20 protein-coding genes are annotated in these 20,376 nt (G+C 54.5%); 12 read left to right on the top strand and 8 right to left on the bottom strand.

Going from position 1 to position 20,376, the window contains the following annotated elements; all coding sequences use genetic code 11:
- Positions 1-71 precede the first annotated feature (71 nt).
- Positions 72-992 carry a LysR substrate-binding domain-containing protein gene (locus tag RTX96_RS11020; RefSeq protein WP_103819819.1) on the top strand — a complete coding sequence of 307 codons (921 nt, stop codon included), beginning with the start codon at positions 72-74 and terminating at the stop codon, positions 990-992.
- On the opposite strand, the gene RTX96_RS11015 is transcribed toward RTX96_RS11020, so the two are convergent.
- The 8 genes from RTX96_RS11015 to glmS form a co-directional block, all read right to left on the bottom strand.
- Positions 975-2,633, bottom strand: a complete 1,659-nt coding sequence (locus RTX96_RS11015; protein WP_312670975.1) for a fumarate hydratase — start codon at positions 2,631-2,633, stop codon at positions 975-977. The two genes, RTX96_RS11020 and RTX96_RS11015, sit on opposite strands and share 18 nt — an antisense overlap.
- A gap of 24 nt (positions 2,634-2,657) precedes the next feature.
- On the bottom strand, positions 2,658-3,923 hold the full coding sequence (locus RTX96_RS11010; protein WP_103819817.1) for a dicarboxylate/amino acid:cation symporter: 1,266 nt from the start codon (positions 3,921-3,923) through the stop codon (positions 2,658-2,660).
- A 120-nt stretch (positions 3,924-4,043) separates the two neighbouring features.
- Positions 4,044-4,361, bottom strand: coding sequence for a DUF4387 domain-containing protein (locus RTX96_RS11005; RefSeq protein ID WP_103819816.1), 318 nt, complete (start codon positions 4,359-4,361; stop codon positions 4,044-4,046).
- Positions 4,358-5,728 (bottom strand): acyclic terpene utilization AtuA family protein, encoded by a 1,371-nt coding sequence (locus RTX96_RS11000; RefSeq protein WP_103819815.1) that lies wholly within the window; start codon positions 5,726-5,728, stop codon positions 4,358-4,360. The genes RTX96_RS11005 and RTX96_RS11000 overlap by 4 nt, the downstream gene beginning before the upstream one ends.
- A 3-nt stretch (positions 5,729-5,731) precedes the next feature.
- Positions 5,732-6,973, bottom strand: a complete 1,242-nt coding sequence (locus RTX96_RS10995; protein ID WP_312670974.1) for a methylaspartate ammonia-lyase — start codon at positions 6,971-6,973, stop codon at positions 5,732-5,734.
- Complete coding sequence (locus RTX96_RS10990; protein ID WP_312670972.1) at positions 6,970-8,418, bottom strand: methylaspartate mutase subunit E; 1,449 nt, start codon at positions 8,416-8,418, stop codon at positions 6,970-6,972. Before RTX96_RS10990 ends, RTX96_RS10995 begins: the two co-directional genes overlap by 4 nt.
- Before the next feature lie 6 nt (positions 8,419-8,424).
- Entirely contained in the window at positions 8,425-9,825 is a 1,401-nt protein-coding gene (glmL, locus tag RTX96_RS10985) for a methylaspartate mutase accessory protein GlmL (protein WP_312670971.1), read from the bottom strand.
- On the bottom strand, positions 9,825-10,274 hold the full coding sequence (gene glmS / locus RTX96_RS10980) for a methylaspartate mutase subunit S (RefSeq protein ID WP_312268914.1): 450 nt from the start codon (positions 10,272-10,274) through the stop codon (positions 9,825-9,827). The genes glmL and glmS overlap by 1 nt, the downstream gene beginning before the upstream one ends.
- 847 nt (positions 10,275-11,121) lie before the next feature.
- Between glmS and cydA the strand changes: the two genes are divergently transcribed.
- The 11 genes from cydA to cpoB all read left to right on the top strand — a co-directional run bounded on the left by cydA (position 11,122) and on the right by cpoB (position 20,146).
- A complete protein-coding gene (cydA, locus tag RTX96_RS10975) occupies positions 11,122-12,723 on the top strand; it encodes a cytochrome ubiquinol oxidase subunit I (RefSeq protein ID WP_103819810.1) in 1,602 nt (533 codons plus the stop codon).
- Between the two features lie 15 nt (positions 12,724-12,738).
- A complete protein-coding gene (gene cydB / locus RTX96_RS10970) occupies positions 12,739-13,878 on the top strand; it encodes a cytochrome d ubiquinol oxidase subunit II (RefSeq protein ID WP_103819809.1) in 1,140 nt (379 codons plus the stop codon).
- Between the two features lie 14 nt (positions 13,879-13,892).
- Complete coding sequence (gene cydX / locus RTX96_RS10965; protein WP_103819808.1) at positions 13,893-14,006, top strand: cytochrome bd-I oxidase subunit CydX; 114 nt, start codon at positions 13,893-13,895, stop codon at positions 14,004-14,006.
- Positions 14,006-14,299 (top strand): cyd operon protein YbgE, encoded by a 294-nt coding sequence (ybgE, locus tag RTX96_RS10960; RefSeq protein WP_103819807.1) that lies wholly within the window; start codon positions 14,006-14,008, stop codon positions 14,297-14,299. The genes cydX and ybgE overlap by 1 nt, the downstream gene beginning before the upstream one ends.
- A 147-nt stretch (positions 14,300-14,446) precedes the next feature.
- Positions 14,447-14,851 (top strand): tol-pal system-associated acyl-CoA thioesterase, encoded by a 405-nt coding sequence (ybgC, locus tag RTX96_RS10955; protein WP_103819806.1) that lies wholly within the window; start codon positions 14,447-14,449, stop codon positions 14,849-14,851.
- A complete protein-coding gene (tolQ, locus tag RTX96_RS10950) occupies positions 14,848-15,540 on the top strand; it encodes a Tol-Pal system protein TolQ (protein ID WP_103819805.1) in 693 nt (230 codons plus the stop codon). Before ybgC ends, tolQ begins: the two co-directional genes overlap by 4 nt.
- Before the next feature lie 3 nt (positions 15,541-15,543).
- Positions 15,544-15,972 (top strand): colicin uptake protein TolR, encoded by a 429-nt coding sequence (gene tolR, locus RTX96_RS10945; RefSeq protein WP_103819804.1) that lies wholly within the window; start codon positions 15,544-15,546, stop codon positions 15,970-15,972.
- A gap of 39 nt (positions 15,973-16,011) precedes the next feature.
- The gene (tolA, locus tag RTX96_RS10940) at positions 16,012-17,364 is read left to right on the top strand and encodes a cell envelope integrity protein TolA (RefSeq protein WP_103819803.1); all 1,353 of its coding nucleotides are present in this window, start codon (positions 16,012-16,014) and stop codon (positions 17,362-17,364) included.
- A 129-nt stretch (positions 17,365-17,493) separates the two neighbouring features.
- Positions 17,494-18,786 carry a Tol-Pal system beta propeller repeat protein TolB gene (gene tolB, locus RTX96_RS10935; RefSeq protein WP_103819802.1) on the top strand — a complete coding sequence of 431 codons (1,293 nt, stop codon included), beginning with the start codon at positions 17,494-17,496 and terminating at the stop codon, positions 18,784-18,786.
- 34 nt (positions 18,787-18,820) lie between these two features.
- On the top strand, positions 18,821-19,342 hold the full coding sequence (gene pal, locus RTX96_RS10930) for a peptidoglycan-associated lipoprotein Pal (RefSeq protein WP_103819801.1): 522 nt from the start codon (positions 18,821-18,823) through the stop codon (positions 19,340-19,342).
- A gap of 9 nt (positions 19,343-19,351) precedes the next feature.
- On the top strand, positions 19,352-20,146 hold the full coding sequence (gene cpoB / locus RTX96_RS10925) for a cell division protein CpoB (protein WP_103819800.1): 795 nt from the start codon (positions 19,352-19,354) through the stop codon (positions 20,144-20,146).
- Positions 20,147-20,376: the final 230 nt, after the last annotated feature.

The raw sequence follows: 20,376 nt of genomic DNA, 5'->3' as shown, positions 1-20,376 counted from the left end.
AAGATTGCTGAGAATGCGGGTGGCGTAATAAGGAGTGATAGGATATCGCCCAAATGAAGCAGGGAGGCAGTATGCGAGGAAAGTTACCAAAAACAGAGTTACTCATTACCTTTGAAGCCGTGGCGCGCCATGAAAGCTATACCCGTGCCGCAGAGGAGCTGGCCTTGACCCAAAGCGCAGTGTTTCGCCAGATGGCGGCGCTAGAGGATTTTCTCAGTGTCGAGCTATTCAGCCATGCCAAAAAACGTATTTTCCTCAATGAAGCGGGGAAATATTATCTCGACATGGTAAAGGATACGTTAAATAAACTTGAGCGTGATACCCATGCTATTATGACCTGGCAACCCACGTCACGGGTTGTTGAACTGGCCGTTAACCCCACGCTAAGTACTCACTGGCTTATTCCCAAGCTAGGTGAATTTAATAAATGCTATCCCGACGTCGTAGTGAATATCAACTCGCTGGCAAGCGTAGGGGATTTTCTTAATCGCGATTACGATGCAGCCATCATGCGAGAGGATTTCTGTGCGCCCCTCGCGCGGGTCGACGCTCTGTTTGAAGAGGAACTGCTCCCGGTTTGCAGCAGAACGCTGCCTGGTTACACCGGGAAGAAAATAAAGGTGGGGCAGCTGCTGGATAACTTTACGCTGCTGCATCAGAGCACGCGCATTGAGGGCTGGGCCGAGTGGTTCTCCCTCTCTGGTATTAACAGCCCCAGAGTGAAGCTTGGCCCGCGTTTCGACCTTATCTCGATGCTGATTGCGGCCGTCCACTCCAGACTGGGGGTCGCATTGCTGCCACGTTTTTCCGTTCAGCACGATCTTGATAGCGGCAGCATGGTGATCCCCTGTGACGTGCCCATGCGCACCGGTAATCACTTTATTCTGACCTGGCGGGACGACGGTGTGGAATCTGGCGGAATGCCGCTCTTCCGCGACTGGCTATTAAAAAAGTCAGCGGCCGAGCGGCATGCGCTATTTAATGCTCTGTGATGGACAGAGGCGACAGCAGTGGTCCTGCTCAAACTGTTGGTAAAAGTTATGGCCTTTATCATCCACCAGGATAAAAGCAGGCATATCTTTTACCTCCATCATCCATATCGCCTCCATGCCCAGTTCGGGATACTCCAGGCAACGCAGGCTGCTCACATAGTCCTGCGCCAGCAGAGCTGCTGCGCCTCCGATGCTGCCAAGATTAAACCCGCCGTGCCTGGCGCAGGCGTCGGTCACCTGCTGGCTACGGTTACCTTTAGACAGCATCACCAGGCTTCCACCCGCCGCCTGAAACGCCTCTACGTAGCCGTCCATCCGGCCACCGGTCGTTGGCCCCAGCGATCCTGAAATGCCGCCCTTGGGCGTTTTAGCGGGGCCAGCGTAGTAGACAATATAGTTCTTCATGTAGTCCGGCAGGGCTATACCGGCATCAAGCCTGGCCTTGAGTTTGGCATGGGCAATATCCCGGGCGACAACCAGCGGACCGCTTAGAGAGAGACGCGTGCCCACCGGATAACACGCTAGCTCGCGCATGACCTCCCGCAGCGGCCGATTGAGATCGATTCTGACCCCGGTGCTGTCGCCAGGCGTACGCAGCTTCTCAGGAATAAACCGTCCTGGGTCGCGCTCCAGCTTCTCCAGCCAGATCCCGTGACGATTGATTTTAGCCTTGATGTTACGGTCGGCGGAGCAGGAGAGGGCGAGAGCAATCGGACACGAGCCGCCGTGCCGCGGCAGACGGATGACCCGGATATCATGGGCAAAATATTTACCGCCAAACTGCGCGCCGATGCCCAGCGCCCGGCTGGCGTTAAGCAGCGTCTCCTCAAGCTGTAGATCGCGAAACGCCCGGCCAAGCGCGTTGCCGCTGGTGGGCAGCGTATCGTAATACGTCGTTGATGCCAGCTTGGCCACCTTCAGCGACTGCTCGGCGGAGGTTCCGCCAATAACAAAAGCAATATGGTATGGCGGACAGGCCGCGGTGCCGAGCGCCTGCATTTTGGCTACTAAAAAGGGAACCAGTTTTTCTGGGGCAAGGATGGACTTACTCTCCTGAAACAGCGCCGCCTTGTTAGCCGAGCCGCCACCTTTGTTAATAAACAGAAATTTGTATTCATCTCCCGGCGTCGCCGCAATATCAATCTGTGCGGGCAGGTTTGTGCCGGTGTTTACCTCCACATACATATCCAGCGGTGCGTTTTGCGAGTAGCGTAGATTATGTTCCTGAAAGGTTTCGTAGATCCCCTGGCTTAACGCCTCGGCATCGTTACAGCAGGTCCAGATTGACTGCCCTTTCTCGGCGACGATAGTCGCAGTACCGGTATCCTGACAGTTGGGCAGAATACCCTTGGCCGAGACCTCGGCATTCCGGAGCAGCTGTAGGGCAACGTAACGATCGTTTTCGCTGGCCTCGCGATCGTGAAGGATCGATGCAACCTGCTTAATATGCGCGGTGCGCAAGAAAAAAGAGGCCTCGTAAAACGCCTGCTTTGCCAGCGCCGTTAATCCTTTTGGATCCACGGTAATTAGCGTTCTGTTATCGTGTTCGTTAATCGAAACATATTGGTCGCTAAGCAGATAATATTCAGTGAGGTCTTTACCATGCGGGAAAAGATCTTGCCAGATAAAAGGTTTAATCATAATAATTTCTCGCTAATCTGTTTATTATAACCGCGCAAGCTGCGATGCTTTTCCACGGCAGCCTTCGCCAAAGTGTTCTCCCTCCCAGCGGCTAACAAGGGCTGCACCCATTGCGTTACTCATTACGTTGGTGGCAGAGCGACCCATATCAAGGAAGGGATCGACGCCCATCAATAAAATCAGTCCGGCTTCCGGAATAGTGAACTGATTGAGGGTGGCAGCAATAACCACCAGCGAGGCGCGCGGCACGCCGGCCATACCTTTAGAGGTCAGCATGAGAATAAGCAGCATGGTGATCTGCTCTCCCATACCAAGTTGAATATTGCACGCCTGGGCGATAAAAATAGTGGCGAAAGAGCAGTACGCCATTGAACCTACCAGGTTAAACGAGTAGCCGATCGGCAGAACGAAGCTGGCTATTTTCGGCGAGACACCAAACGTTTCCAGTGCCTTCAGCGTGCCGGGAAAAGCGGCTTCCGAACTGGAGGTGGTAAACGCCAGCAGGGCAGGCTCTGCGATCCTCTTGGTTAAGCGGAGAATGCAGGGGCCAATAGTGACAAAAGAGGCACCGATTAAGATGACCCATAGCAATGCGAGCGTCATATAAAATTCGCCCATGAAGATCCCGGCGCTGACCAGTACGCCCAGCCCGCGCTCCGCAATCATGGCGGAGATCGCAGCAAACACTGTAAAAGGGGCAAAGAGCATCACGTAGCCGGTAATTTTGAGCATGACCTCAACCAGCGAGTCCAGCACATGCACTATAGGTTCACCTTTATCGCCAATCGCTGCCAGCCCACAGCCTAAGAAGATAGAGAAGACAACAATCTGTAAAACCTCGTTGCGGGCCATAGCGTCAACGATACTGGTGGGAATGGCATGTGAAATAAAAACGTTAAAAGTAAAAGGCTCAGCCTTTAATGCAGCGACGCTGGCCGCGTCGTGGGCAACAAAATTAATTCCGCTACCGGGCTGGAAAATATTAACAATAACCAGGCCTAAGGCAATGGAGATCAGCGAGGCACAGATAAAAAGAGACAGGGTTTTGGAGAAAATTCGCCCCAGCGTTTTGGCATCGCCCATTTTGGCAATCCCCACGACCAGCGTAGAGATAATTAACGGGGCGATAATCATTTTTATCAGGCGCAGAAATATCGCAGTCAGAATGGATATATCCTGAGAATAGGCCTTGGCTGTCTCTGGCGAGGCAACCCTATTAACCATAAATCCGGCAATAATACCCAGAATAAGACCCGCGATAATCATCGTGGTTAAGCTTTTCGACTTCATTTTCACTCCATCGGATTAAGGCGCTGGTAGCGCAAAGGTTACGTTTTCAATTCTTTCTTATGACCAGCAAGTTTTAGAATAAGGGTACGCAGCGACGTACCCTGTAAAGGGTTATCTGGGTTAAATATCAAAAATGATGTCTAATAACGGCGCATGCTGTTGTGCACCATAGACGTCGTTATCCCCTCTGTTACCTGAAACGATACCCCGCGGTAAAATGGTTTTGACGGCATTGGCCGGATCGAACCAGACGATGCGGGGAAGGTGTGTCTCGTCAAGGTTATACAGGCGCGCAATCAGCTGGGCGGTAAACTGCCCGGAGGCTTTCACCGCCAGATAGTCGCTTTGCTGTTTGAAGAGAATATCCAGCACCAGCTCATAGGGCCCGGCATTTTTCGACCGGATCACTAAAGCTAAAGAACGAATGGACTGTTTCATGCCAATACTCCTTCGGGCGTTACCTGTTCAAGAATGAAGGGGAACTGCAGCGCCTCACTCGCCTCAATAAGGTGGTAAATGGAGAATTCATAGACCGCACCGCACTGAACGTCCGAGGGCGAGAAGGGGAAGGCAAGGTTGCCCGCCGTAGCAATCCGGCCTTCGTAGCCGTAGTGCAGCAGCGTTGAGCGCACCAGTGAGCAAACGCTGTTAGCGAGCGGCTGGTCCGGCGCCACAACGTCGAGAACGATCCCCAGCTCGTGTCCAACCTGCGGTACGGGTTCATGCTCACCCATCACGCCGTTTTTGCCGTAGAGATGAAAAGTAATGTGGATCTCTTCCGCGTTGAGGCTCAGATTGCTAACGACGCTGGACTTCACCTCCTCAAGGATGGTTTCAATTCCGGCAATCATAATGGGATCGCGAACGCCGGCGATGGTCAGGCAGCGGTAGCCCACCAGCCGGGCACCCTCCAGCTTTAACCGGTAGGGCGTGGTCTCGTGGCGGGAGCCGCTGACGTAGACCTCTCTCTCATTAACCGCATTGAAAGTGCAGGCCTGCAAATTCAGCACGCCGCCCGGTCCGGGGAGAAAATAGGGGTCAGACTTCTCATACAGCGTGTGGGCCGCCGCAGAGGTTTCGGTAAACTTCCGTTTCGGGTTAAACACTTTCAGGGTGAAGCCCCGGTCGTCGAGGATCCCCATAGCACAGTCTGAGCCGGATCCCGGCGTGGCGGCAATGGCGGCACACTCGAGGATCTTCCCGCAGTGCAGCGCCAGCCCCTCGTCAAAGCCCTGCATCATCGGCAGGGCCGCAAAACAGGCAGGATCGTAAGCGCGTCCGCCTAATACCACCTGTGCCCCGGCCGCCAGTGCGCGCTGGAAAGGCTCCACGCCCATCTGTGCAACAATTGCGGTGCTGTCATCAATATCCTGATGGGTTAACGGCGGCACAAAGTCGAGGGCGGTAATGTTGCCCGCATCCAGCGCCTGGTGAACGATCTGCTTGTCGACATCTGCGGGAATCGTTGCCAGAGTGAATGAGAGCTGCTCTTCACGGGCGATCTCCAGCACGATCTCACGACACCACGCGAGATGCGGAGCTGCACCCGAGCCGCCTGCCGTACCGATTACCACCGGGATGCCCTGTTTTACCCCGGCTGAGATCATATAGCGCAGGTCGCGTTTGACCCCGGCGCGATCGGTAAAAGGTTTGCCCGCGCCAAGATAGTGCGGACCAGGATCGGATGAGCCTGCATCTACGGCGATCAAATCAGGGCTTTCAGCCAGCGCGCTTAAAAAGCTCTCTTCCGGAAAGCCGTAGCCGAGGATTGCCGTCGGCGACAGGATCTTAAACGTTTTTGCCATCGCTCACCCCCTCGCCTGAATGAGCGCAAGGGTGCGCTGCATTTCGTTAAAGACGATGTTAAGGCCCTCGTCAAATCCCATGCCGGGTTTGATTAGCATGCGCATGGGACGCGCGGCGAGGGCAACGTGAACACAGGTTCTGGCACTCACCTCTGTCTCATTACAGGTTCCACCCTGGTAAGCCTCCATACCGTGCTGGTTGCAGTAGAGCACCGCATCGACAATGTTGTGGATGCTGCCTAAATCGGGCGTCTTGATCTGCACCATGTGGCAGCTGCCCGCGTCGGTAAAGTCGACAATATCCTGATAGGTGTTGCACCACTCGTCGGCAACAATCTTCACCCCAGAGCCGAGCTTCGTCAGCTCGCGGGTGATTGCCGTCAGGAGACGGATTTGATCGGCCTTGTTACCGGCGTCAACCGGCCCCTCAATATAGAGCGGCAGGCCCTGAGTCTCTTTTTCGAGACTGGCGATATAGCGGGCGCAGCGCTGCGGATCCTGATCGAAGATCAGGCCGATAGTGCCGTAGACGTCAATGTGCAGGGTAGGGTGGTAGCGTGGGCTGGTGCGCAGGGACATCACCCGGTTTGCCAGCCAGCGGATATAGTCACGCAGCTTCTCGCCGTCATAACCTAACTTCTCTTCCACGTTGTTGATCAGCGCATGAGGCAGAACGTTAACCCCCTTGAGGATCATTTTATCAACGGCGATGTAGCGATCGTCTCCGCTCTGACCAAACAGTGGGATTGGCTCGGCAACCGTCGGCAGCTGCCATTCATCGGCGATAACCTCTGCTTTGAGTCGGCCCGTTGCCAGCGCGGCGGCATCCAGTAGCGCCTGCGAGAGACCATAGCGGACCGCGGTGTGCAGCGGTTTGCCCTCAATGCGCAGATTGTCAAAAAAACGGGCGTTGGGCAGGAAAGCCTGCACGTCGCGGCCCTCCAGCAGCGGCTTAATATGATCGTTAAGCCACGGAATAAAGTTTGCCGCCAGGAAGAGAGGATCGCGCCCACCGGCCCCGGAGTACTGCACCGCCGCACAGTCACCTACGGCAACGGCGCCGTTCTCCAGAAGCAGCTGCACGCAAACGCACTCTCCGGCCTGGCGCACTGAGGTAAAGCCCGGCGTCACCGGTTGGCCGGTATAGATAAAGCCATCATGGCCCGCACCGTTCTTGATGGCCTGCTGATCGTCAAAGTAGAAGGAGGAGTAACCTGCGGTAAATAGCACCTGTTTTATTTTCATTCTGGTCTTCCTATTAACTTGCTGTGGGATACGGCATTGATATCGTCAACAACCATCTGGAAGGAGGCAGGGCGCCGTTCAACCCTGGCGCGTTCGGCAACAAAGTCGTGATGCATCCCCAGGATGTCATCCGGGAGCGGGACGGCACCGGCTTCTAAGATGCGAATAGCGCCGGTATTGTCGCGCACCGGGGTCATCTTGCCTGCGTTACAGGCCGCCGGGGCAAAGGGGATATCCAGTACGCCGGCCTCAAAAGCCAGCACCGTACCGCGGGCGATATCGCCGTTACCGAGGGCAAACACCGCATCCAGCACGGCGCGTACCTCGCGCTTGATCAGCTCAACCTCCAGATCGACTGCACGGCAGACAGGGAAGGGCTGGTCGCGAACCATGTTAAGCATCTGGCGTGATGCCTTTAGCCCCTGGGCATTTGCGGCAGCGGTAGGAATACCGAAGGCTTCATGGGGGCTCTTGGTAATGACTTTGGTTGCGCCCGCCATACCGGCAACGGCTGCTCCCCAGGCGATCACGGAAAACGCTTTTGATTCATCTTCCGGGAAGCCGCCCATCCACTGATGGAAGACGGTGCTGAGCTCGTAGTCGTCGTAACCCTGCTGGCGGAAATAGTCATGGGCGAGTTCGCGCAGTGCCTTAACGGCGGCCACGTCCTGGGTCAGACTGCCTACCTGGCCATAGCCAACCGTAATAGAGCGCACGCCCTGTTCCAGCGCCAGTAATCCTTCAATGATGGCTACTGCATGTGACATAAACGGCGGGATCAGCGTGCCGGTCAGGGGGCCGAAAGGTTCGCGGTTAATACGGATGCCATGCTCTTCATACAGGCCTATCAGGCGATCGCAGTACTGCCAGTCGCGCAGGGATTTTTCGAGCGTGACCCGTTTTGCGTAGGGAATGTTGTAGGAGATCCCGCCCCCCTCGTAGCTGGTAAAGCCGCTGGCGATGGAGATCTCAGCCAGCAGGCGTGCGTCAGGCGTTCCGTGCCTGACCTGAAGCGGTTTCTGCAGGGATTCGGTCAGGCGGCGGCAGGCGGCAACGCCGTGATTTACTACCGGTAACCCGTTCAGTTTTGAGGTACCCGCCTCGAGCGATTTTTGAATGCCTACCGCAGCATCTTCGTAGCGATTCAGGCGGGTGTAGGCGTCTATGGTCGTGGGGAGCAGATCGCACTCCTGCTCCAGCACCTTAAGCAGGGCAATATGCTCATCCAGCAGCGCTACGCCCGCGCGGGGCTGGCTGAGGGTAATACCCTGTTCATCCGCCATACGCAGCGCACGAGCGAAGTTTTTGGCCTCGGGGATGGTCTGCTGGTACTTAACGCCATCGTCGAAATGGGTAACGTCCTTCCCGGTCGGCCATGTTTCCAGAACACCGTGCCGCTCAGACATGAAATCATCATGGGTTATCTTTTTATTGCTGAGTTCCATTCGTTGCTACCTTGGGTTTGGGGTTAAACAGTGAATGCTGGCAAGCGCTGCCGCCTGGGGATAGAGTCGGGCGGCATTGGCCAGCAGAGGAATCAGACCTTTTTCATCCCGGTAGTAGTCGAACTGCGTGGGCAGCAGGATCCGATTGCCACGGGCATCGAGATCGCGATATTTAAGCCAGCGGTGAATATCGAACGACGCGGCCCGGGATAGCCAACCGCCGGAGCCCACCACTTTGCGTACCGGGGTAAGGTCACGGCCGATTTGCAGGTCAACCGTGCCAGCGCAGGTGGCCACCGCTTTTTTGGTTCCAGCGTGGCGTTCGCTGGCATAGGCTACGCATAGCCCGGCCAGTAAGGCGTCGAAACGATGCTCTTGCGGGCAGGCAGGCAGGGATCCAGGGTTGGCAACGAGCTTGTTGAGATAGCGGTAAAACGCAGCGTGCTGCTCGGGCTGCGAGGCAAAAAGCGTGTCGATTAGCGCTCTGGTGCTTTCGCCAACTACCGCCGCAGAGACGCGCATCCCCAGGTCACCCTCAACGGTACGTTTTACGCCGGGTTCAGGCAGGCCGTGGAGAACGGTATCCGGAGAGAGGGTGTTGGCGCAGGCGGAGTAAACATCGGTGGTTGCCCCTCCCATATCAATCAGCATGAACGCCTGCCAGGCATCATCATGCTGGCTCATTAGCTTAACCAGCTCAAAGACCGTCCACGGCGTAGGCAGGGGGGCCTCGCCAGTTTCATCCACGATGGCATCCAGTCCTTTTCCTTTGACGATGTGTGAAAGGAAGATGTCGCAGATCGCCTGGCGAGCGGGTAGCGGGTTGGGCGAATCCAGCTCGGGGAGGATATTGTCCACCACCGTCAGCTGTTTATGCGCCAGCAGCTGCTGGATCTCATACTGAATGTCGCGGTTGCCAGCGTAGACAATGGCACAGTCCAGTTCAGACGCAGCGAGCAGCCGGGCGTTGTCCAGACCATAGCGCGTCTCTCCGCCATCGGTTCCTCCGGCGAACAGCAGGATATCGGGTGGCGAAGCCTCAAGCTGACGAATATCCTGCGGCGTCAGCTTGTAGGCATAATAGTGGGCGATTTTTGCTCCTGCCGAATGGGCGGTGACCTTCGCGGCTTCAAGCGTAATGGAGGGCACCAACCCCATAGCGGCGACGGCCAGCCCGCCTTTCGCGGAGGAGGAGTATTTCAGCGTAACGTCGCCGCGCCTGAGCAGCGGCCTGGCATTTGAGACATTCAGCAAATGATGCAGGCAGGTGAAAAAACCTTCGGCAAGATGATGAGTAGTAGTTGGCGTGACGGCCTGGTTAAGAAGCCTGAGGGTATGATCACCTGCAACTTCAAAAAGCGCAGCCTTGGTCCAGGTCGAGCCAATATCGACGGATACCGTACGCATCACACAACCTCTTCCGACTGTGAGCGGAAATTGGTTAATTTATTGTTAATATCTTTAGCAATTAATTGACAAACATCCGCCAGATCGTGACTTGGGGAAAAAACGCGATCGAAGCCCATCGCTTTAAATGTGCTTTCTACTTCAGCAAAGTCATGTTTACCGACAACCAAATTGCCGCCGACATAAAGTAAAATTTCTCCTACCCCACGCTCGATGCAGCGCTCACGTAAGCCCAGGCAGTCAATATCGCCGTGACCGTAAATAGAGGAGACCACAATCGCATCGGCCCCGGTTTCGATAGCGGCGTCAATGTACTCATCCTGACTGACCATTACGCCCAGGTTGATCACCCGAAAGTCGCAGGCAGTAAAAACGCGATCCAGAACCTTGTTGCCAACGGCATGGCAGTCGGCTCCAATTACGCCAATAACGAGCGTTGATTTTTTCATGGGCATCCTCTATTAATTTGTCGCTATGATGAAAGCCAGGCAGGATTAAAATTACAACGGCTATAGAATAGGTCTAAGTGTGAGGGGAGGGGAGGCAAGAGGCAATTGATCTATTTTCAAAAGATCTTGCTATAAAAGATTGATTTAACTCTATTTACTTTAAAAATACATATTAAACAATGAGTTATATTTTATTTCTATTGTGGTTTGATATTTAATTGATAATTACTTTTATAAATATAAATGATAAAGCGTGAGCGGCATCCAAGTATGTAGGAGACATTTTTCTGGGAAGGGATAAATATTGATTAAACTTAAGAGTCAGTTATCTTTAAAATGGAGTGGACGTGCAAAGCACGTTATTAAGGCATAGTTACCGATACGAGTCTGCGGCTATACGGCATACCTTTTAACGATCCAATTTTTATTGGAACATATTTTTAACATATTTGTCACCGTGAGAGCGACAAAGATACATTCTTAACAAATGAGGTAAAAATTGATTTAGATCAATATTTAAAACATGGAAAAAATTTCTAAAAATCGTTAAATTGTCGCTGATCAAAATGGTCGAAAAGTTGTAAACTGGCGATAAATTGATCCCCGTCGAAAAACGTAAAAAAGGTTTATTAAAATCCTATTTATTGTAAGGGATTTGCGGCGTAATATATCGCGAGATCAATTTGGGCTTTTTATTAACCTGTCTGTAACTTTTCGCTGCGGCTGGCTCTTTTTACGTGGCAGCAGCAGTGAAAAGCAATAGATAATTTTGTATTGGGGCATGTGTGTAGACCCTCTCTAACGGGGTTTGCTCTCGAAGTCTTCATGCGATGCGCAAGGAGTCATGATGTTAGATATAGTCGAACTGTCACGCTTGCAGTTTGCCTTAACCGCGATGTACCACTTCCTTTTTGTTCCTTTAACGCTCGGTATGGCGTTCCTGTTGGCAATTATGGAAACGGTCTACGTTCTGTCCGGCAAACAGATCTATAAAGATATGACCAAGTTCTGGGGCAAGTTGTTTGGTATCAACTTTGCGCTGGGCGTGGCCACCGGTCTGACCATGGAGTTCCAGTTCGGGACTAACTGGTCCTATTACTCACACTACGTAGGCGATATCTTCGGTGCACCGCTGGCCATCGAAGGCCTGATGGCGTTCTTCCTTGAGTCCACCTTCGTTGGCCTGTTCTTCTTTGGCTGGGATCGCCTGGGCAAAGTGCAGCATATGGCGGTGACCTGGCTGGTGGCGCTGGGTTCTAACCTCTCGGCTCTGTGGATCCTCGTGGCAAACGGCTGGATGCAGAACCCTATCGCGTCGGATTTCAACTTCGAAACCATGCGTATGGAGATGGTGAGCTTCTCTGAGCTGGTGCTTAACCCCGTTGCCCAGGTGAAGTTCGTCCACACCGTGGCGGCAGGCTACACCTGCGGCGCGATGTTCATTCTTGGCATCAGCTCCTACTATCTGCTGCGCGGCCGCGATATGGCGTTCGCCAAGCGCTCCTTTGCTATCGCTGCCAGCTTCGGCATGGCCGCCGTGCTCTCTGTTATCGTACTGGGCGATGAGTCTGGCTATGAGATGGGTGACGTGCAGAAAACCAAACTGGCTGCGATTGAAGCCGAGTGGGAGACACAGCCGGCACCGGCGGCGTTTACCCTGTTTGGTATTCCGGATCAGGACAAGCAGGAGAACAACTTCGCTATCCAGATCCCGTATGCGCTGGGCATTATCGCCACACGCTCCGTTGATACACCGGTTATCGGTCTGAAAGATCTGATGGTGCAGCATGAAGAGCGTATTCGTAACGGGATGAAGGCTTACCAGCTGCTGGAAGAGCTGCGCGCCGGCTCCACCGACCAGAACGTACGCGACCAGTTCAACAGCATGAAGAAAGACCTCGGCTACGGCATGCTGCTGAAGCGCTATACGCCTAACGTCACCGATGCGACCGAAGACCAGATCAAGCAGGCTACGCAGGACTCTATTCCACGCGTCGCGCCGCTCTACTTTGCGTTCCGTATCATGGTTGCCTGTGGCGTGCTGATGCTGCTGATCTTCGCCATCTCCTTCTGGACCGTTTGCCGTAACCGTATCGGCAGCAAATCCTGGCTGCTGCGCGCCGCGCTGTACGGTATCCCGCTGCCGTGGATCGCTATCGAAACCGGCTGGTTTGTTGCCGAGTATGGCCGTCAGCCGTGGGCGATTGGTGAGGTACTGCCAACCGCAGTGGCTAACTCTTCGCTAACCACGGGCGATCTGCTGTTCTCTATGATCCTTATCTGCGGCCTCTACACCCTGTTTATGGTGGCGGAAGTCTTCCTGATGTTTAAGTTTGCTCGTCTCGGACCGAGCAGTCTGAAAACGGGTCGCTATCACTACGAGCAGGCCAACGTTGACACCGATACGCAGTATGGGCAGTCCACCGTTGCTTCTCAGCCGGCACGCTAAGACAGGAGTCGTCAAATGATCGATTATGAAGTATTACGTTTTATCTGGTGGCTGCTGGTTGGCATTCTGCTGATTGGTTTTGCGGTCACCGACGGCTGGGACATGGGCGTGGGGATGCTAACCCGCTTCCTGGGGCGTAACGACACCGAACGCCGTATTATGATCAACTCCATTGCTCCGCACTGGGACGGTAACCAGGTGTGGCTGATCACCGCTGGCGGCGCGCTGTTTGCTGCCTGGCCGATGGTCTACGCTGCTGCCTTCTCTGGCTTCTATGTCGCGATGATCCTGGTGCTGGCATCGCTGTTCTTCCGTCCGGTCGGGTTTGACTACCGCTCGAAGATTGAAGATCCGCGCTGGCGCAATATGTGGGACTGGGGCATCTTTATCGGCAGCTTCGTACCGCCGCTGGTGATTGGCGTGGCGTTCGGTAACCTGCTGCAGGGCGTACCGTTCCATATGGACGAGTACATGCGCCTCTTCTATACCGGCAACTTCTTCCAGCTGCTGAACCCGTTTGGTCTGCTGGCCGGGGTAGTGAGCGTGGCGATGATCGTGACGCAGGGTGCAACTTACCTGCAGATGCGTACGGCGGGCGAAGTGTACGTGCGTTCCCGCGTGACGACTCAGGTGGCGGCGCTGGTAACGATGGTTTGCTTCGCGCTGGCAGGCGTTTGGGTCATGTTCGGTATCGACGGCTATGTGGTGACCTCAGCCATCGATCATCACGCTGCGTCTAACCCGCTGACCAAGCAGGTCGTGCGTGAGGCCGGTGCCTGGCTGGTGAACTTCAACAACACTCCGCTCCTGTGGTTAATCCCGGCGCTGGGCGTTGTACTGCCGCTGTTTACCTTTGTTGCAGGCCGTTTGAACAGATCGGCATGGGCGTTCTTCTTCTCGTCCCTGACGCTGGCATGCATCATTCTGACTGCGGGTATTGCGATGTTCCCGTTCATCATGCCGTCCAGCACCGTGCTGAACGCCAGTCTGACCATGTGGGATGCAACCTCAAGCCAGATGACGCTGAACCTGATGACCTGGGTTGCTGCGGTGTTCGTACCGATTATTCTGCTCTACTCCGCGTGGTGTTACTGGAAGATGTTCGGTCGCATTACCAAAGAGCATATTGAAAGCAACACGCACTCTCTGTACTAAGTAAGGAGCATACAATGTGGTATTTCGCATGGATTTTAGGAACGCTTCTTGCCTGTGCATTTGGCGTGATTACCGCCCTGGCGCTGGAACACGTTGAAGCGACCCAGGCAGGTAAAGAAAAAGCCTGATGGAAAGTATTATCGCAAAACTCTATGCGGTAATGGATAAGGGCCCGCTCAGGGCCCTTTCTCTGCTGATGGCGCTGGTGCTGGCGGGCTGTATGTTTTGGGATCCCAGCCGCTTTGCGGCGAAGACCAGTGACCTGACCGTCTGGCATGGGCTATTACTTATGTGGGCCGTCTGCGCAGGCGTGATCCACGGGGTAGGGTTCCGACCGAAAGCGGTTCATTGGCAGGGCATTTTCTGCCCGCTTATTGCCGATATCGTCCTTGCTGCAGGGCTTATCTTTTTCTTCTTTTGAATAAGAACTGTCCGTTAACGATATGGGCTTGCACAAGCCCATAAATTTTTACGCTGCGTTTACTTCAACCCATTCCAAACCACCTTTCCCCCGCGTATAGTAGCAACGTTTGAACGCTCTACTTATATTGCATTACCGGGATGTAAAGTGAATACAAGGTTATTTAAGTGGCCGGTTCGAGTCTACTATGAAGACACCGATGCCGGTGGTGTGGTTTACCATGCCAGCTACGTCGCTTTTTACGAAAGAGCACGCACGGAGATGCTGCGACATCACCACTTTAGCCAGCAGGTTTTGTTGGCAGAGCGTGTAGCATTCGTAGTCCGCAAGATAACGCTGGAGTATTTTGCGCCCGCCAGACTCGACGACATGCTCGAAGTCCAAACGGAAATTACATCAATGCGTGGAACCTCTCTGGTCTTCACGCAGCGGATCGTCAATGCAGAGAATAATGTGCTGAACGAAGCTGAGGTACTGATTGTCTGCGTTGATCCACTCTTAATGAAGCCTCGTGCGCTTCCCAAGTCTATTGTCGCGGAGTTTAAGCAGTGACTGACATGAACATCCTTGATTTGTTCCTGAAGGCAAGCCTTCTGGTCAAACTTATCATGTTGATTTTGATTGGTTTTTCTATCGCATCCTGGGCAATCATTATTCAGCGAACGCGTATTCTTAACGCTGCAACCCGTGAAGCCGAAGGGTTCGAGGACAAATTCTGGTCCGGTATCGAACTTTCCCGCCTCTATCAGGAGAGCCAGGGCCGTCGTGAAAATCTGGCTGGCTCAGAGCAGATCTTCTACAGCGGATTTAAAGAGTTTGCCCGCCTGCACAGGGCAAACAGCCATGCGCCGGAAGCGATCGTGGAAGGTGCATCCCGCGCGATGCGTATCTCCATGAATCGTGAGCTGGAGACGCTGGAGACGCACATCCCGTTCCTCGGAACCGTAGGCTCTATCAGCCCGTATATCGGCCTGTTTGGTACGGTGTGGGGGATCATGCACGCCTTTATCGCGCTGGGCGCGGTGAAGCAGGCGACGTTACAGATGGTTGCGCCGGGGATCGCGGAAGCGCTGATCGCTACCGCCATCGGTCTGTTTGCCGCTATTCCTGCGGTTATGGCCTATAACCGTCTGAACCAGCGTGTTAATAAGCTTGAGCTGAGCTACGACAACTTTATGGAAGAGTTCACTGCAATTCTGCATCGTCAGGCGTTTACCAGCACCGAGAGCAATAAGGGGTAAGCCATGGCCAGAACACGCGGTCGGGGTCGTCGTGAGCTGAAGTCCGAGATCAATATCGTCCCGTTGCTCGACGTCCTGCTGGTGCTGCTGCTGATCTTTATGGCGACGGCACCGATTATCACGCAGAGCGTAGAGGTGGATCTACCGGATGCGACCGAGTCGCAAACCGTCAGCTCCAACGACGATCCGCCGGTTATCATTGAGGTTTCCGGCGTGGGTCAATACAGCGTGGTAGTGGAAAAAGATCGTATGGATCAGCTACCGCCGGAGCAGGTGATTGCCGAAGCGCAACGTCGCCTGCAATCCAATCCGAAAACGGTCTTCTTAATCGGTGGCGCGAAAGAAGTGCCTTACGATGAAATAATTAAAGCGCTGAACCTGCTTCATAGCGCGGGTGTGAAGTCGGTTGGCTTAATGACCCAGCCTATCTAATCCGCTGCTGAGCAGGCAGACAGTTTTTGGGAACCGAGAGTGTCAAAGGCAACCGAACAAAACGACAAGCTTAAACGGGCAATAATTATTTCAGCGGTGCTGCACGTCATTCTGTTTGCAGCACTGATCTGGAGCTCGTTTGATGAGCATATAGATGCCTCTGCAGGCGGCGGCGGTGGCTCGGCCATTGACGCCGTGATGGTTGATCCCGGCGCGGTCGTGCAGCAGTACAATCGTCAGCAGCAGCAGCAGGCGAGCGCGAAGCGTGCAGAAGAGCAGCGTGAAAAGCAGGCGCAACAGCAGGCGGAAGAGCTACGTGAAAAGCAGGCCGCCGAGCAGGAGCGCCTGAAGCAGCTGGAAAAAGAGCGTTTGCAGGCACAGGAGCAAGCCCGCGAGCAGGCCCAGCAGCAGAAGCAGGCTGAAGAGGCGGCGAAGCAGGCGCAGGAGAAACAGAAGCAGGCTGAAGAGGCCGCGGCAAAAGCGGCGGCTGATGCGAAAGCGCAGGCCGATGCCCAGGCGAAGGCAGCAGAAGAGGCGGCACAAAAAGCCGCAGCGGATGCGAAAGCCAAAGCTGAAGCCGAGGCCAAAGTAGCGGCCGACGCGGCGAAGAAAGCGGCGGCGGATGCGCAGAAGAAAGCCGAAGCCGACGCGGCGAAGAAAGCGCAGCAGGACGCAGAGAAGAAAGCCCAGGCCGATGCCGCTAAGCAGGCTGCAGAGAAAGCCGCAGCTGAAAAAGCGGCCGCCGCTGCCGAGAAGGCTGCCGCTGCGAAAGCCGCTGCCGCCGAAAAAGCCGCCGCTGAGAAGAAAGCCGCAGCTGAAAAGGCTGCCGCTGAGAAAGCTGCCGCTGCTGCCGAGAAGGCTGCTGCCGCGAAAGCCGCTGCAGCTGAAAAAGCCGCAGCTGAGAAGAAAGCTGCCGCTGAAAAAGCCGCTGCTGATAAAGCTGCAGCAGCTAAAGCGGCTGCGGCGAAGAAAGCTGCTGCCGCAGAGAAAGCCGCAGCGTCAGACGTTGATGACCTTTTCGGTGACCTGAGTTCAGGTAAGAATGCGCCGAAAACCGGTGGCGGCGCGAAAGGAAATAATGCAGCCCCGGCTGGAAGTGGTAGTACTAAAAACAATGGCGCGTCGGGTGCGGATATCAGCAACTACGCCGGGATGATCAAATCAGCGATCGAAACTAAGTTTTATGACGCGTCGTCATATGCGGGTAAGACCTGTACGCTGCGCATAAAACTGGCCCCGGATGGTTTGCTATTGGATATTCAGTCCGAAGGTGGCGATCCTGCGCTCTGTCAGGCTGCATTAGCGGCAGCCCGTCAGGCGAAAATCCCGAAACCGCCGAGCCAGGCCGTTTACGAAGTGTTTAAAAATGCTCCACTGGACTTTAAACCTTAGGTTACACTTTCCCCACGTAAAGGTGGAAAGGGTACTACTGTTTCCACTGGCTGTGGTCATTTTGGATATTTAGTTTGTTAACATTCTGCTAAATTATCGCGGGTTTACCGCCCGGATAAGGGAGATGAGATGAAGCAGGCATTACGTGTAGTGTTTGGTTTTTTGGTGCTTTGGGCGGCAGTGCTGCACGCGGAAGTGCGCATTGAGATTACCCAGGGCGTAGACTCAGCGCGCCCGATTGGCGTAGTACCTTTCCAGTGGGCGGGGCCTGGCGCTGCGCCTGAAGATATCGGCGGCATCGTCAGTGCTGACCTGCGCAACAGCGGCAAGTTTAATCCTCTGGATCGCTCTCGCCTGCCGCAGCAGCCAGGCAGTGCTCAGGAAGTGCAGCCAGCGGCCTGGTCTGCGCTGGGTATCGATGCCGTAGTGGTAGGGCAGGTTACGCCTAACCCGGACGGTAGCTACACCGTGGCCTACCAGCTGGTAGATACCGGTGGCGCGCCGGGCACCGTACTGGCTCAGAACTCTTATAAGGTAAACAAGCAGTGGCTGCGTTATGCAGGCCATACTGCCAGTGATGAAGTCTTTGAGAAGCTGACCGGTATTAAAGGTGCGTTCCGTACCCGTATCGCTTACGTGGTCCAGACCAACGGCGGCCAGTTCCCGTACGAGCTGCGCGTCTCTGACTACGATGGCTATAACCAGTTCGTTGTTCACCGTTCACCGCAGCCGCTGATGTCACCGGCATGGTCCCCGGACGGCAGCAAACTGGCCTACGTGACCTTTGAGAGCGGCCGTTCTGCGCTGGTGATCCAGACGCTGGCTAACCGCGCCGTGCGTCAAGTTGCTTCGTTCCCGCGCCATAACGGTGCGCCGGCCTTCTCTCCGGACGGTACTAAGCTCGCGTTCGCCCTGTCGAAAACCGGTAGCCTGAACCTCTATGTCATGGATATTGGCTCTGGTCAGATCCGCCAGGTGACCGACGGCCGTAGCAATAACACCGAGCCGACCTGGTTCCCGGATAGCCAGAACCTGGCCTTTACCTCTGACCAGGCAGGTCGTCCGCAGGTTTATAAAGTCAACGTTAACGGCGGTGCTCCGCAGCGTATCTCCTGGGAAGGTTCTCAGAACCAGGACGCTGACGTCAGCAGCGACGGCAAATTTATGGTAATGGTCAGCTCCAACGGTGGGCAGCAGCACATTGCCAAACAAGATCTGGCAGCGGGTGGCGTACAAGTCTTGACGTCAACGTTCCTGGATGAAACGCCAAGTCTGGCACCTAACGGCACTATGGTAATCTACAGCTCTTCTCAGGGGATGGGATCCGTGCTGAATCTGGTTTCTACAGATGGGCGTTTCAAAGCGCGTCTTCCGGCGACTGATGGACAGGTCAAATTCCCTGCCTGGTCTCCGTATCTGTAATAATAATTAATTGATTACTAAAGGAATCAAAGAAATGCAACTGAACAAAGTGCTGAAAGGGCTGATGCTGGCTCTGCCTGTTATGGCAATCGCAGCGTGTTCTTCTAACAAGAACGCAAGCAACGACCAGAGCGGCGAAGGCATGTTGGGTGCCGGCACTGGTATGGACGCAAACGGCAGCGGCAACGCCTCTTCCGAAGAGCAGGCTCGCCTGCAGATGCAGCAGCTGCAGCAGAACAACATCGTTTACTTCGATCTGGACAAGTACGATATCCGTTCTGACTTCGCTGCGATGCTGGATGCGCACGCTAACTTCCTGCGTAGCAACCCGTCCTACAAAGTCACCGTAGAAGGTCACGCTGACGAACGTGGTACTCCTGAGTACAACATCTCCCTGGGTGAACGTCGTGCTAACGCCGTTAAAATGTACCTGCAGGGTAAAGGCGTTTCTGCTGACCAGATCTCCATCGTTTCTTACGGTAAAGAGAAACCTGCAGTACTGGGCCACGACGAATCAGCTTACGCTAAAAACCGTCGCGCCGTACTGGTTTACTAAGAGAATTGCATGAGCAGTAACTTCAGACATCATCTGTTGAGTCTGTCGTTACTGGTTGGCATAGCGGCCCCCTGGGCCGCTTTTGCGCAAGCGCCAATCAGTAGTGTCGGCTCAGGCTCGGTTGAAGACCGGGTCACCCAACTTGAGCGCATCTCTAACGCTCACAGCCAGCTTTTAACCCAGCTTCAGCAGCAGCTCTCTGACAACCAATCCGATATCGACTCCCTGCGCGGTCAGATTCAGGAGAGCCAGTATCAGCTCAATCAGGTTGTTGAGCGTCAGAAGCAGATCCTGTTGCAGATTGATAGCCTTGGCAGCGGCGGTGCGGCAGCAGCGCAGCCCGCGGCAGGCGATCAGGGTGGAGCAGCCACCGCGACACCTGCACCCGCAGCAGGGGCAGCGGCTGCCCCCAGCACGCCGGTACAGAGCGGCGATGCCAATACTGACTACAACGCTGCTATCGCGCTGGTGCAGGATAAATCCCGCCAGGACGACGCTATCGCCGCGTTCAGTAGCTTTGTTAAAAATTACCCGGACTCCACCTACGTTCCCAATGCGAACTACTGGCTGGGTCAGTTGAACTACAACAAGGGTAAAAAAGACGATGCGGCATTCTATTTTGCTTCCGTCGTCAAAAACTATCCGAAATCACCCAAGGCGCCGGACGCGATGTTCAAGGTCGGGGTGATCATGCAGGAGAAAGGGGATACTGCTAAAGCCAAAGCGGTTTATCAGCAGGTTGTAAGCAAATATCCCGGCACCGATGGTGCAAAACAGGCACAGAAAAAACTCAGTGCCATGTAATGAATGCGGCATGACCAGATATCGCTCTATTTCTGGTCTTGTCGGGTGAATCATAAGCAGTTAAGTGATCTCGCTCGAAATTTTAGTTGCGCCGTCTTCATAAATCAGTAATATATGCCGCCGTTGCCACGGGATATCAAACAGCCTGGAAGCAGCGCTAAAAGCAGTAAAATAGTGGGTCGTTAGCTCAGTTGGTAGAGCAGTTGACTTTTAATCAATTGGTCGCAGGT

The organism is Pseudescherichia sp. (genome assembly GCF_032052675.1).
Lineage (GTDB): Bacteria > Pseudomonadota > Gammaproteobacteria > Enterobacterales > Enterobacteriaceae > Pseudescherichia.
This window is presented reverse-complemented; position numbering and strand designations above follow the sequence as displayed.